General features: G+C 46.8%; 12 protein-coding genes. 2 read left to right on the plus strand and 10 right to left on the minus strand.

Annotated elements, in window-relative coordinates; translation table 11 throughout:
• Nucleotides 1-24: 24 nt before the first annotated feature.
• A complete protein-coding gene (locus MHH60_RS16245; protein WP_036679567.1) occupies nucleotides 25-915 on the plus strand; it encodes a carbohydrate ABC transporter permease in 891 nt (296 codons plus the stop codon).
• A 91-nt stretch (nucleotides 916-1,006) separates the two neighbouring features.
• Here MHH60_RS16245 and MHH60_RS16250 read toward each other — a convergent pair whose 3' ends face one another.
• The 10 genes from MHH60_RS16250 to nifB all read right to left on the minus strand — a co-directional run bounded on the left by MHH60_RS16250 (nucleotide 1,007) and on the right by nifB (nucleotide 11,940).
• Nucleotides 1,007-2,137 (minus strand): homocitrate synthase/isopropylmalate synthase family protein, encoded by a 1,131-nt coding sequence (locus tag MHH60_RS16250; RefSeq protein ID WP_076138151.1) that lies wholly within the window; start codon nucleotides 2,135-2,137, stop codon nucleotides 1,007-1,009.
• A complete protein-coding gene (locus MHH60_RS16255; RefSeq protein ID WP_076138149.1) occupies nucleotides 2,134-2,886 on the minus strand; it encodes a HesA/MoeB/ThiF family protein in 753 nt (250 codons plus the stop codon). The genes MHH60_RS16250 and MHH60_RS16255 overlap by 4 nt, the downstream gene beginning before the upstream one ends.
• Nucleotides 2,887-2,924: 38 nt before the next feature.
• On the minus strand, nucleotides 2,925-3,491 hold the full coding sequence (locus MHH60_RS16260) for a DUF269 domain-containing protein (RefSeq protein WP_076138147.1): 567 nt from the start codon (nucleotides 3,489-3,491) through the stop codon (nucleotides 2,925-2,927).
• The gene (locus MHH60_RS16265) at nucleotides 3,475-3,879 is read right to left on the minus strand and encodes a NifB/NifX family molybdenum-iron cluster-binding protein (RefSeq protein WP_076138145.1); all 405 of its coding nucleotides are present in this window, start codon (nucleotides 3,877-3,879) and stop codon (nucleotides 3,475-3,477) included. The genes MHH60_RS16260 and MHH60_RS16265 overlap by 17 nt, the downstream gene beginning before the upstream one ends.
• Entirely contained in the window at nucleotides 3,845-5,182 is a 1,338-nt protein-coding gene (gene nifN / locus MHH60_RS16270; protein ID WP_076138143.1) for a nitrogenase iron-molybdenum cofactor biosynthesis protein NifN, read from the minus strand. The genes MHH60_RS16265 and nifN overlap by 35 nt, the downstream gene beginning before the upstream one ends.
• Nucleotides 5,172-6,536 carry a nitrogenase iron-molybdenum cofactor biosynthesis protein NifE gene (gene nifE / locus MHH60_RS16275; RefSeq protein ID WP_076138141.1) on the minus strand — a complete coding sequence of 455 codons (1,365 nt, stop codon included), beginning with the start codon at nucleotides 6,534-6,536 and terminating at the stop codon, nucleotides 5,172-5,174. The genes nifN and nifE overlap by 11 nt, the downstream gene beginning before the upstream one ends.
• 77 nt (nucleotides 6,537-6,613) lie before the next feature.
• Nucleotides 6,614-8,155 carry a nitrogenase molybdenum-iron protein subunit beta gene (gene nifK, locus MHH60_RS16280; RefSeq protein WP_076138139.1) on the minus strand — a complete coding sequence of 514 codons (1,542 nt, stop codon included), beginning with the start codon at nucleotides 8,153-8,155 and terminating at the stop codon, nucleotides 6,614-6,616.
• Complete coding sequence (gene nifD / locus MHH60_RS16285) at nucleotides 8,152-9,615, minus strand: nitrogenase molybdenum-iron protein alpha chain (protein WP_076138138.1); 1,464 nt, start codon at nucleotides 9,613-9,615, stop codon at nucleotides 8,152-8,154. The genes nifK and nifD overlap by 4 nt, the downstream gene beginning before the upstream one ends.
• Nucleotides 9,616-9,690: 75 nt before the next feature.
• Nucleotides 9,691-10,560 (minus strand): nitrogenase iron protein, encoded by an 870-nt coding sequence (gene nifH / locus MHH60_RS16290; RefSeq protein WP_235219430.1) that lies wholly within the window; start codon nucleotides 10,558-10,560, stop codon nucleotides 9,691-9,693.
• 3 nt (nucleotides 10,561-10,563) lie between these two features.
• Complete coding sequence (nifB, locus tag MHH60_RS16295; protein WP_076138135.1) at nucleotides 10,564-11,940, minus strand: nitrogenase cofactor biosynthesis protein NifB; 1,377 nt, start codon at nucleotides 11,938-11,940, stop codon at nucleotides 10,564-10,566.
• A gap of 662 nt (nucleotides 11,941-12,602) precedes the next feature.
• On the opposite strand from nifB, the gene MHH60_RS16300 reads away from it, so the two are divergent.
• Nucleotides 12,603-13,430 carry a TerC family protein gene (locus MHH60_RS16300; protein WP_036679597.1) on the plus strand — a complete coding sequence of 276 codons (828 nt, stop codon included), beginning with the start codon at nucleotides 12,603-12,605 and terminating at the stop codon, nucleotides 13,428-13,430.
• The last annotated feature ends 44 nt before the right edge of the window (nucleotides 13,431-13,474 follow it).

Genomic DNA, 13,474 nt, shown 5'->3' on the forward strand with positions numbered 1-13,474 from the left:
AACCCTGTAACCGGAGGAAATCCTATGAATAATTCCTTATCGCCTGCCGCTTCACCCCCTAAGCTAAACCTTCACAAACAAGAACGCAGAAAGCCTACAACGGGCAAAATCCTAATGATGGTGTTCCTATGTATCATCGCGTTGATTCAGTTATTTCCGCTTATTTGGTTGATCGATTATTCCCTGCTCAAGAGCGGTGAGTTCTTTGGAAGCTCATTTCTGAAATGGCCCTCTCCACCCCAGTGGGAGAACTATCGAAACGCTTTTACCTACGGGCGTGTGCCACGATATTTTGCCAACAGTCTTATCATTACAGTGATAACTGTTATGCTCTCTGCGCTGGTGTCCCTGATGATGGGATATGCGTTTACCCGGATGAAATGGAAGCTAAGCGGCATCGTCCTCTCGCTAATCATGTTAGGCATGATCATTCCCATTCACGCCACATTGCTGCCAAACTTCATTCTGTTTAACAAGCTTGGGATGCTGAACAATATGTACACATTGATTTTGCCTTACTCAGCCATTGTCATCCCCATGAGTGTCCTGATTATGACCGGGTTCCTGGAGACCATCCCGCGGGCTATTGAAGAGTCCGCCGTTATTGATGGCAGTGGCATTTACGGGTTAATCTTCCGTATCATCCTGCCCATCACCAAACCGGCGCTGGCAACCATCTGTGTGCTCAACTTCATCAGCACGTGGAATGAATTCATTATGGCGAACACCTTCCTCACCTCGGAAGATCTTAAGACGATTCCCTTCTCCATTATGAAATTCACTGGTGAGTATTCATCCAACTATGGTGCACAGTTCGCGGTTATGACGATCATCGCTATCCCAACCATCCTGATCTACCTGCTCTTCACAGAACAGATGACCAAGGGAATTACCGCTGGCGCGGTTAAGGGCTAACACAATAAACTTAATCATAACAACATAAAAAGGCTGACAAGACAGGTTTCGTACCCGTCTTGTCAGCCTTTATTCATTCTTATTATATCTCTTACGGTCGTTGCCAATCCTCTCTCAGCCATTCAACCAAGAGGAGCTCTGGCACATTCACTTTATTAACTTCGGCATAATCTCTCACCCGTTCCAGCAAACGTCCCGCGGTTCCAGCACTAACCTCTAAACCATGTGCGTTCAGAACATGCATGATTCCACCACTTCCGGAATGTTTACCTAACACAAAATGATGTGCTCTCCCCACCTCTGTGGGATCAAAGGTCTGGTAGGTGGCTGTTTCTTTCAACAAACCGTCAACATGTATCCCAGATTCATGTGTGAAGGCGAGTGATCCGACGATTGGTTTGGCATCGCCGACACTTCGGCCCGAGGCTGTGATCACCCTATCCGCCAGCCCCTTCAAACACTCCGGACGTGCGCTGCTCTCCCCGCCATAAAGATAACGCCAAGCCATCACTACTTCTTCCATTGCTGCATTCCCGGTACGTTCACCAATCCCTGCTACCGTAGTGCTTGCCCAGACCGCACCCGCGGCAATACCGCTAAGTGTGTTTGCAGCCGCAAGACCAAAATCATTGTGGCAGTGTACCTCAAGCTCTACATCTACAGGAACAGCACTAAGTAATGTGCTTACCCGCTCTGCCATTTGACCCGGATGATGAGCAGATACCGTATCTGCATAACGGAACCAACGAATACCTTCTTTATATAATGTATTTACCAGTTCAACCAAGTACTCCATACTTGCCCTTGAAGAGTCCTCCATCCCCACCGACACAGTCATTCCTAGCCGTTGACCATATTCCGTCGCATGCAGCAATCTTGTCAGACCTTTGGCAGGTGTTAAACCTAGCTTACCTTGTAATTGAATTTCCGAGACAGGGATCGATACATGACTCCAGTTCACACCCGTCGCCCAAGCTTTGTCGATATCACTTTCCAAAGCCCGATTCCAAGTCATCATCTTCATAGGTAGACCTAAATCAGCGATAGCCGCAATATCTTCTTGCTCTTGCTTGCCCATGGCAGGAATTCCTACCTCTGCTTGCTCCACTCCGCATTCCGACAGCAACCTTGCGATTTCCAGCTTTTCTTCCCTCGTGAATGAAACTCCAGCCGCCTGTTCACCATCCCTAAGTGTCGTGTCACATAGCCTGAGACTTTTCACGGTTTACCTTCCTCTCCGCAGCAATTGCAATTCGGATTACGGGTAATATGGACGCTGTAACAGGCGAAGTCGAGTGAATTGAAGCGATGCATTACGCCCGCATAAGTCGTCCCTACCCTTGTAACCCATTTTACGGCTTCCAACGCAGCCAGACAACCCGCAATTCCGGAGGTTGCTCCCAATACCGGAAAGCCAAACGGTTCCCATTCTGGATTCACATCCGGATAAAGACACTCTAAGCAAGGGGTTTCACCAGGTATAACCGTTGTTAGTGAAATCTCAAATCCATACATCGCCGCCTCTACCATTGGCGTGCCGGTTTCTACACATAGGCGGTTCAACATATATCTTTCCGGAAAATCATACCGTGCATCAATCACTATATCGGCTTGTTCTACCCAAGGTTTTGCCATATTGTATTCAATCTTCGAATTAAATCCTTCCATTTCAACATTTGGATTCAGACGTTTTAGCTGCTGGATTGCTGTGCTCATCCTTTCCATACCCAAATGATCACTGTCCATCAAAATCTGTCGATTTAAATCTGGAGGCACAATATTTCCTTCATGCGCCAAGATCAGCTTGCCGATTCCGGCAGCAGCTAAATAAAGTGCGGCAGTGCCTCCAAGCCCTCCAATTCCAGCAATCATCACTGTAGCTTCTTTTAGCGCTTTCTGCCCGCCTTCTCCAAGCAGCTTTAATTGGCGAGCGTATCGTTCCAGTTCGTTGCCGCCTACAAGCTGCTCCATTTTGCTCCCTCCCTGTAGCTGAGCTGCATCATTAGAATCTAACCCTCCAGACCCTCCGTTCCATAGAGAGCTGTCATTTCATTAAATTTATCCATAAAGGCCAACCCTTCTTCTACACAAGCAACGCCGTAGCGAATTACTTTCTCCTCAGAGGTAAAAGGAAACGGAAAACCTGCTCTCAAGCTTTTTAACACAAGAATAATCCGATCACTATATAAAAGAGCACGCCCAAATCCTTCCCCGTTTATTTCAGAAGAACTCTGAACCAGAACCCCACTTTTCTCCTCGACCACGCCCGCCACCGCCTGAAACAAGAGAGGAACCTGCAAACGGACCTTTGGAGAAACCGCGCAGTTAAAATCAGATTTGTTCTTGTCTTCAGGGGAAGCGAGAAACAATCGTTCGATCTTCTTCTGTGGTGAAAGAGAAGCATGCCTTCCAAAAAAGTCTTCTGTATCAAGCAATTGACACAACCGGCGTATGAACATCTCTGCTATATCTTTATCCAGCTCTTTCTCCGTGGTTCGACTACGGCGTTTTAATACTGCCGCTTCCGGAGCAACCCGGCCCATTAATGCAGCACGCTCATTAGCTATGGGATCCATCTACACTCGCCCCTTCCGCTTCATTTTCAGCATGTAATACCTTGGCTAGCCACATCGGTGGTTTGCCCTGTAGCATTTCAACAAGCCGCTTCACTTGCTCATCGATAGGACTGCCTGGTGGAACCTTTACCGGCATAATTTTACGACGTGTGACTCTTGCCGCTGCTGAGGCTCCAATCTGCATGATGAATATTAGCGTGCAATCCTCTACCACCTCCAGACGACTCTCTATTTTGCCCGCTTCATCCTGATTGAGAATCGTTGGCAGTTTACGAAGACCTATAAGCTCCCCGCCACTTTTGGTAACTTTATAAATGGCGAACATCGGACTCTGCCCAAAATGGGCATTCACTCTAATTCCATCCTCTGTAGCGAATGCTACTTTCACGATGTTCCTCCTCCCTTCGCATTAACAGATTCGCCGCTTTATTCGTCCACTCCATCGCTCCCCGATACCCTACAGAGGTGGCCATATAAGCACCAAGCTCATTCCAAACGGGAAATCCAGCCGCCATAAATGCTGCATCTAACCGCGCCGCTCCATTTATCCCATGTGAGTTACCGATCCATAAATCTGCACCTTTACCCAAAAACTCAACATCATCCAGATCACCGACCCATACCTCTCGTTCCATCTCAACCACCAAAGGAGTTTCATAGGAAGTGACCAGAGCCTTTTGCTCCACCCCCAGCTCTTCAAGCCAAGAAGATACGGTATACAAATGATCTGGCTCCAGCGCAACAAGTGCAGACATCCCCGCAAATTGAAAATGAGCATCCAGCATGCTATCCAATAAATTCTCCCGTTGCCAGCAATAACGAAGCTGTACCGGCTCCCCGCTAATTTGATGCAGGAATTGCAAAATATCATCCGTTGCTTTAAGCCCCATAGCACTCTCGAATACTTTGTAGGGAGTTCCCAGCGCATTATGCAGTCTTCTAGCTGGACGCTCCATACTTCCGCCGATGGCAATGGTTAGACCCGAATGCAAGCTTTGCAGCATCGAATCTAGAGGCACCCCACCTCTTGTTAGCGGTGAAAATCCTGTCAGCAGATGCCCAGACAAAGAGGTCGAAATATCAGGTACAGCAATTACCTCAAAACCGAAGGAGGATATCATTTCTTTCAGCTCCATCACATCACCCGGCGTCAGAAATGATCCCGGCAAAAGGGTAATCTGACGTGAATTCACACTCCTTGAACCCCGATGGCCTACCTGCTGGATCATCTCATCAAGCAGCGCCTCCACGGTAGAGCTGAACCCCGATTCCAATGAACCACGAAAGTCTGGTAAGGTGACGGAAAAAGCAAGCCCACCCCGCATGTTCCGCTCCCTTTTATAGGTCTTGAGCATGGATTGATAATCCACTCCTGCCACATCCGTCAGCTCAGTCCCAATAATGCCTATAATGTCTGGTCGGTGTTTACTGAGTATGGTATTTAGAGCTTCCTCTAAATTACGATTCGCATCAAAGATTACATCCATCTCCTGCAAAGCAGAGGTCTGTACGGCTATAGGCTCGCGAAAATGCCGGGTAAGCAGCGCCTTCGGAAATGCGGAGCAACCTTGCGCACCATGCACAATAGGCAATGCCTTGTAGCAACCCTGAAATGCCAGTACGGAACCAAGGGATTGACCTATTTTCATTGGATTAACCGAAGTCGGTTTACTCCTTTTGTTAACGGTCATAGGAAGTTTCCCCCTTATCCCAGGGAGCGGCACTGGCAGCCAGCTTCCAGATTGGATTAGCAAGAGAATACGTCAGCTCCTTAGCCAGCCTTAGTAAACCTTCGTAACCAGCATAGGCCTTGTGTCTTTCTTGATTAATATCAATAAACGGAATCTGCTCTTTCATTGCCACATACATATTCCGTCCGCCAGCAATCATAATATCTGCCTTACGATCCCGGACGGTTTTGATAATTCGGCTTGCCCCGCCCTCCGGGATATATTCGGTGTCATCACCAACACGATCCGCTATACGCCGTACATCATCTTCCGTGCTTTTGTTCGTGCCTACACCTACCACCTGAACGCCTAACTCCTTCAGTGCGGAAATAATCGACCAGCTTTTTACTCCACCCGTATAGAGAACTGCTTTCTTTCCTTTAAGCAGCTTGCGGTAGGGCCGCAGCTCCTGAATCAGTCTGCTTTCCTCTCGTTCCGTCAACCGATCCACACGCCGCTCCATCTCACGGTCATTCAGCAAATAAGCCATTTGACGTAAGGAATAAGTTGTCTCCTTGGCCCCATAGAAGGAGCCTTCGAAATAGGGAATGTGGTATCTTGCCTCCATTTCTTTTGCCAGACCTAACAATGCACGGCTGCACACAACCATATTCACTTTTGCATGATGTGCCCATGTAATTTCCTTATATCTTGCATCCCCTGTAATTCTGGACATTAGCGTAATTCCAACACTCTTCATTAATTTCTCGATATCCCACATTTCACCCGCGATATTGTACTCCCCAATCAAATTCACACCTAAAGGAATCTCAATCTCTGGTTCACCTGTGCCAATGACATATTGTAGCAGCGCTTCACCAGCCAACCGATTTCCGAGATTCTTACTGCCTACGAATCCGGGGCTGTTCACGGGGATCACAGGAAGCCCCAATCTGCCTGCCGCTTCCTTGCATACCGCATCCAAATCCTCGCCAATCAAAGCTGTCACACAGGTCGCATATACAAATATTGCCGGAGGCATAAAGCGCCCGGCAATATAGTCAATGCTATCTTTCAGTTTCTTTTCTCCACCAAAAATAATATCGTTATCGTTGAGATCTGTAGTGAATCCGTATTGTGAAAGCGAAGGCCCGCTTGACAAAGCCCCTCTACTTTCCCAGCTATTCCCGGCACAAGCAGCCGGCCCATGGACAAGATGCGCAGCATCCATGATCGGCAGCAGCGTGATTTGGGCTCCGTCAAAGGAGCAGCCCCCAGCCGCTTCGCCCGGCTTGGGGCGTGGACATGGTTTCGATTTCGGAGTTAAGCTCCCGCAAGCTTGCGCGTCGAATACATCGTTTCTGATGGACTCCATCGTACCACCTCCCGTAACTGAATACTCCTTACTCTTAAAATGCTCAGTTATTTAGCGTCACTACGATAAATATTGGACTAACGAACAAGATCGTGGTTGAAGCCAGATGAATCCTCATCCAACCCCTGCAGGATTGTATTTACTATAGTAGTTAACAAGTTCAAGGCACCTTGATAACCGATAATTGGATATCGATGCAGATGATGGCGGTCAAAGACAGGGAAGCCTACACGGATCAAAGGAACGTTGGCATCTTTGGCAGCAAATTTAAGATGAGAGCTTCCAATGGCCAGATCTACAGGATCATCAACCAGCAGAGAGCGCATATGCCATAAATCATTTCCGATATGAACTGTCGTTTCTGCCCCGTAGGGGCTGGCAGCAAGCAGAGCTTTCGCTTCTTCTTTAAATCCGTTTTCCCCATTGGAGCACACAATATGAATAGGCTCTATACCGACTTCCAGACAGAATTCAATCAGGCCGATCAGCAAATCCGGATCACCAACTAAAGCCACTCGTTTGCCATGCAGATAAGGGTGGCTATCGAGCAAAGCATCTACTACCCGGCCACGTTCTTCCACAAGCTCAGGCGGAATGGGCAATCCCGTTAATTCACTAATAGACTCTATTAACCGATCTGTCGCATGAATGCCCAGCGGAGTCGACATCGCAACGGTCTGTTGTTTCCATGTGCTGCTGATGTAATCCAATGTTTTTTTGACAGAATATTTCTGAAGTGAAAGAGTGCCCAACGCATTAGCTGCCTTCGGCACATCCGCCAGCTTCGTTCCCCCATAATAATAGGAATATTCACCTGTAGCCGGGGAATCAAAATTGCCGCTGTGGTCACCAAGGAAGGTGTAGCCTGTATCAAACGCGGCAAGGATTTTTCGAATTTCCGCAAAATTCCCCGTATAAGGCTCAAACCCTAAAATGACATTCAGCTTCTCTCCAGTTCCCTCTCCACTGCCAGGGGTAGCTTCAATCCCAGAGCGGATGAACAAGGTACTAAGGATGGACTTTAACATGGAATCGTAGCCTGTAATATGTGATCCCGAAAAACTTGGCGTGTTGGCGTAGGGCACTGGAATTTCGTTCGAAATTGCACCCTTCTGGCGGGCATTTGATATAAAAGCCTGCAGATCATCCCCTATAACCTCAGCCATACATGTAGTAGAAACAGCTATCATCTCTGGCTTATAGAGCGCCACACTATTTTCAAGACCATCAATAAGATTGTTCATCCCTCCGAACACCGCACCATCTTCTGTCATAGAGGAAGAAACCGCGGGGGTCGGCTCTTTGAAATGACGGCTTAAATGACTACGAAAATACGCAGTGCAGCCTTGAGAGCCATGTATAAACGGCAGAGTTTTCTCGAATCCCAGCGCAGCCATCAAGGCTCCTAGAGGCTGGCATGCTTTATGAGGATTAACTACCAGTGAGGTGCGGGCAAAATTCTTATCCTTATATTCAGACGACTTCGAGTAGGCTAATGCTTCTGCTGTCTCTTGCTCACTGCAGGGTGCCTCGAATGCTTTTTTTCCTTCGCGTTGCTTCACATAGGGTTCAGTTTGAAATAATGTATTGTAATCTGGAATCTCCAGTTTATCCTTCATACGCCCGCCTCCTTTTTAGGGAGTGATCCTGTTTTCCCTGAATTAATCAAGCTCCACACTGGGCTGTTAATGGTCATGTCCATGTCCTTAGCAAAAATCTTAAACCCATCATAGCCATGGTAAGGACCACTATAATCCCAGGAGTGCATTTGCCGGAAAGGAATACCCATCTTGTGATACACATATTTCTCCTTCACACCCGAGCCCATCAGATCAATATCAAGTCTTTGCGCAAGCTCTTCCAGCTCGTAAGCGGTTGGATCATCGTAGATAATAGTGCCTTCCGGAAGTTCAGGAAATGTCTTCTCGTAATCATCCTTGTGAGCGAACTCATAACCTGTGCCCACTACCTCCATCCCCAGATCCTCGTAAGCCCCCAGTGTATGGCGGGCACGTAATCCGCCTACCAGCAGCATGACCTTTTTACCTTCCAGCCGGGGTTTGAATTTAGAGATAATCGCCTCCATTTGTGGCGTGTATTTAGCGATGACCTTCTCGCAGTTTTCCTGAATATACTCATCAAACCTTGCGGCGATGGCTCGAAGGCTTTCAGCGGTTTTGGTCGGCCCGAAAAAGTTGTATTCCAGCCAAGGAATCCCATATGCTTTCTCCATCGTCGTTACCATATAGTTCATGGAGCGATGACAGTGAATCAAATTGAGCTTCGCCTTATGCGCGATCGCCAATTCATTGATGGTTCCATCCCCAGACCACTGCGCAATAACACGCAGACCCATTTCCTCCAGTAAAATGCGTGAAGCCCAAGCGTCTCCACCGATGTTATAATCTCCGATAATATTAATATCGTAAGGACCACATTCCGCAAGCTCCTTCTTTCCCATCAGAAAATCACGGATCGCATCGTTAGCAATATGATGACCCAAGGATTGGCTAACCCCACGGAACCCTTCACAACGAACGGGAATGATCGGGAGACCTAGCTCGATAGACATTTTTTTGGACACCGCTTCAATATCGTCTCCGATTAGCCCCACAGGACACTCTGATTGGATCGAAATTCCTTTAGCCAGTGGGAACATTTCTTTAATTTCACGGCAAATGACTTCAAGCTTCTTGTCACCGCCAAATACAATATCTGTCTCCTGAAAATCACTCGTCACTTGCATAGCCGTAAAATTATCAATCCCCAGTGTTCCGTTGGCATAATTCCGTCTTGTTCCCCAGCTATATTGCCCACAACCTACAGGACCATGGCTGATATGCACCATATCCTTGATCGGGCCCCAGACCACACCCTTCGAACCGGCATAAGCACATCCTCTTTGGGTCATAACCCCCGGACGGGACTTCATATTCGATTTGATGGCGCATTTGCCACAGTTTATTAACTCTTCATTATTGATTTCAAAATGCTTCTGACGATCCTTTCGTGCCTTTTCCGGATAAGCCTCAAGAATCTCTTCGAGCATCTTTTGGTTATCTTCGATATTAAGCCCCATTCTGAACCCTCCTCATCCCATAGAATGATCCGGTGAACAGCCTTCTCTCCACTCCTGTTCACCGGACGAACCTAATTATTGGCCAGATGCCTTCAGCTTTTTCAGCGCCGTCTCTTCATCCTCAATCACACCAAATTCCATGAGTAAATCCTCCAGCTCTTCCATAGAAATCGGAGTCGGGATTGTCATCATATTGTTATTCAGGATCTTTTCTGCCAAAATCTCATATTCTCTCGCTTGCTGATGATGAGGATTATATTGGGCTACAGTCATTCTTCGCAGCTCTGCATGCTGAACCACATTATTCCGCGGGACAAAATGGATCATTTGTGTATTCAAACGGCGTGCCAGCTCCATAATGAGCTCATCCTCACGGTCCGTATTACGACTGTTGCAGATCAGACCGCCCAATCTTACGCCACCGCTGTTGGCATACTTTAGAATTCCGCGCGCAATATTATTGGCCGCATACATAGCCATCATTTCCCCGGAGCATACGATATAAATTTCCTGTGCTTTATTCTCACGGATCGGCATTGCAAATCCACCACATACCACATCACCAAGTACGTCATAGGATACAAAATCCAATCCTTCATAAGCCCCTTGCTGCTCCAAAAAATTAATAGCTGTAATAATCCCGCGGCCGGCACAACCCACACCCGGTTCAGGTCCACCACACTCCACATTAAGAATGTCGCCATATCCCAACTGAACTACATCCTCGAGCTCCAAATCCTCAACCGTTCCTCTTTCTGCTGCCAATTGGAGCACTGAATTCTGAGCTTTCGTGTTCAAAATCAGCCGTGTGGAGTCCGCTTTAGGATCACAGCCTACGATCATTGTTTTTTGACCAAATTTAGTGGCGAGCTGCGCCAAAGTGTTCTGCGAAGTTGTGGATTTACCGATACCGCCCTTACCGTAAAAAGCTATTTGTCTCATCATTCATCATCCCTTCGAAATCGATATATTTTCAAAATAAGAGCTGATCTTCACACTTTCGAGAATCGCATCCTGTATTTCACCTTTACGCACCAGAGGCAATACTCCGGCTTTATTTAAGCTGGCGCGAGGGACATCGCCAATACCAGAGCAGAGCAATATTTGACAGTCCTGTAATATAGAAATAATTTCTTGTAGCGTGGTATTCTTATCCCCATTACAATCCGCTTTACCGTGGCAATAGGCCTGAATCTTTCGGACACCTAGCAGCTTCACGCTTACTCCATCTGTTTCATAAACCATGAACTCTGTCACGTGGCCAAAATGTTGATTGACCTTATCCCCACCACGCGTAGCAACAGCGACTTTGGTGGTGTGCTGCCCTTGCTGGAAAGAGTTTTGCCTTAGCTCTTTGGCTTTGACACGCTGACGGATTTTGGCATCAAGTTCACGTTGAAAAAGCGCTCTAGCTTGCTCATTTATAACTGGATTTGCATCCATCTTTTCTAATATAAAATCCTGATTACGATCCTGACCCAGCAGCCCAATGGCATCAGCACGGCATTGCCGACAATGGCGCATGACCTTCATCCCTTCGCGCCCAAGCACTTCCTGCAGGTTGTGCAGTTCTTTAGGACGCGGCGCCTTGCGCCCATCCCGTTCATACTGACTTCCCGGTGCGATAATTAAAGGCGTCACATTATGCAGAGTTGCCCCAAGCGCTTTAACTGTTCGCGATACTTCAGGGAGATGATGATCATTGACCCCTGGAATCATAACGGAATTAACTTTAACAAGAACGCCTTGCTGTGCCAGCAGCTCCAAACCTTGAAGCTGGCGGCTGATCAGCAGCTCCGCTGCTTCTTGTCCTTCGTACCGGATCCCTTCGTCAACAACCCATGGATAAATTTCACGGCCCACATTGGGATCAATGGCATTGATGGTGATCGTGACATGACGGATACCTAGCGCTAGTATGGCATCTACATGCCTGTAAAGGGTCAATCCATTAGTACTCAGGCAAAGAGTAACATCAGGGACCTGCCGCTTGACTCGTTCGAACGTGTCAAAGGTTCGTTCTGGATTCGCCAGCGGATCACCCGGACCTGCAATCCCAACTACCGACAATTGCATCAGCTGTGCGGCTACACCTTTCACTTTTCTTTCAGCTTGCTCTGGAGTTAGCACTTCACTAACTACACCAGGCCTGCTTTCATTCACACAATCGAATTTTCGGTTGCAGTAATTACATTGGATGTTACAGGCGGGAGCAACCGGGATGTGCATCCTAGCAAAAAAACGATGAGCTTCCTCGCTGTAGCAGGGATGGCGGCTGAGCTCCTCCTCTGCTTCAATGGATAACCTCGATGACGTCTGCGGCATTTCCCCACCTCCTAAAAGTTTTATGCAGCATGAACTTCTAGTACTTCTTCGCAGTAAAACTCACTTTAATAGAACAGATAATGTAACTTTAGTTAACACAAATCTTGCTTGATTGCTTTGATTAGTTTCATCATATTTTCATCAACCAACCTCGTCAATTGAGTTTTTCCTTTTTAAGTCCTGTTTTTCCTTATGTTTGCAGTTTCGTCATATTAAATGTTAGTTTATATGACCTATATGTATCATGTTTCCGTTTCCATTTTTATTCAATCTCTGTTGATTCCCGTCATCATGTCATGTTTCTGGCCATTTTAATGATTCTTAAAAGATAGAATCCATTTATTTCTGCAACTTTTATTGACAATGACTTTCATCTCGTATATGATCTCTTTAGGCAAGAACACATTGAATAATCTTAAAAATTTAATATATCCCGTAAAGGGGAGTAGCTGTTAAATAAAGTCGTCAATACGAGAATATGAGGATATTCTCCGGCTTTATTGGCAATTCACATTGTTAGCGAGACCTTTACCAATCAGGTTAGACCTTTATTCCAAAGGCTAATCTGTTTGGTAAAGGTCTTTTTTATATAAATTTGGTTAAAATGGTAGGGTAGATATCTTTTGGTAGATATTTGCATTCAAAAAGGGAGGACAACAGTAATGGATTGGGGATTATTATTAGAGTACGGTTGGGTATTGCTTGTTCTGGTAGCACTAGAGGGACTACTCGCCGCAGATAACGCATTGGTATTGGCAATTATGGTTAAGCACCTTCCTGATGAGGAAAGAAAAAAAGCGTTGTTTTACGGATTAGCGGGGGCGTTCGTGTTCCGATTCGGTTCGCTATTTGTCATCTCCTATCTGGTCGATATCTGGCAAGTACAAGCCATCGGCGCGATTTATTTATTATTTATCGCGGGTAATCATATTTTCCGAAAACTGTTGTTTAAGAAGCCCGTCACAGATGAAGCTGCTGAAAGCGGCACTGACGGTGCGGTCAATAAAAAGAAATCCAGCTTTTGGTTTACTGTTCTGAAGGTAGAAGTCGCTGACATCGCCTTCGCGGTCGATTCCATCCTAGCCGCAGTTGCACTCGCGGTTGCTCTTCCTGCAAGTGGTCTTCCAAAAATCGGGGGTCTCGATGGCGGACAATTCCTCGTCATCTTTGCCGGTGGATTTATCGGTCTGGTCATTATGCGTTTCGCAGCTTCCTTCTTCGTTAAGCTGCTGCATTCCCGTCCAGGGCTTGAAATTGCAGCCTTCTTTATCGTAGGTTGGGTGGGTGTTAAGCTCTCAGTCATTACATTGGCGCACCCTTCACTTGGTGTTCTGTCCGAAGATTTCGCCCATAGTACCTGGTGGAAAGCCACCTTCTACGTTGTGCTCGTACTCATCGCTGTAATCGGCTGGTTTATGAGTAGCCACAAGGTTGAAGAGAATGTTGGCGAGAATCCGGTTAGAGAAGTAGACAAACAACTCGGTAAATAATCGTTAAAATACAGCCACAAACAATACCCCGAAAGATGCACCTT

Source organism: Paenibacillus sp. FSL H7-0716 (assembly GCF_038002705.1).
In the GTDB taxonomy this organism is placed as follows: Bacteria; Bacillota; Bacilli; order Paenibacillales; family Paenibacillaceae; genus Paenibacillus_AQ; species Paenibacillus_AQ odorifer.

Excerpts from the sequence above, each read along its gene's own strand:
- nifB (WP_076138135.1), bottom strand. The coding sequence starts at position 11,940 with ATGCCGCAGACGTCATCGAGGTTATCCATTGAAGCAGAGGAGGAGCTC.
- MHH60_RS16245 (WP_036679567.1), top strand. The coding sequence starts at position 25 with ATGAATAATTCCTTATCGCCTGCCGCTTCACCCCCTAAGCTAAACCTT.
- nifH (WP_235219430.1), bottom strand. The coding sequence starts at position 10,560 with ATGATGAGACAAATAGCTTTTTACGGTAAGGGCGGTATCGGTAAATCC.
- nifD (WP_076138138.1), bottom strand. The coding sequence starts at position 9,615 with ATGGGGCTTAATATCGAAGATAACCAAAAGATGCTCGAAGAGATTCTT.
- nifK (WP_076138139.1), bottom strand. The coding sequence starts at position 8,155 with ATGAAGGATAAACTGGAGATTCCAGATTACAATACATTATTTCAAACT.
- nifE (WP_076138141.1), bottom strand. The coding sequence starts at position 6,536 with ATGGAGTCCATCAGAAACGATGTATTCGACGCGCAAGCTTGCGGGAGC.
- MHH60_RS16255 (WP_076138149.1), bottom strand. The coding sequence starts at position 2,886 with ATGGAGCAGCTTGTAGGCGGCAACGAACTGGAACGATACGCTCGCCAA.
- nifN (WP_076138143.1), bottom strand. The coding sequence starts at position 5,182 with ATGACCGTTAACAAAAGGAGTAAACCGACTTCGGTTAATCCAATGAAA.
- MHH60_RS16300 (WP_036679597.1), top strand. The coding sequence starts at position 12,603 with ATGGATTGGGGATTATTATTAGAGTACGGTTGGGTATTGCTTGTTCTG.
- MHH60_RS16260 (WP_076138147.1), bottom strand. The coding sequence starts at position 3,491 with ATGGATCCCATAGCTAATGAGCGTGCTGCATTAATGGGCCGGGTTGCT.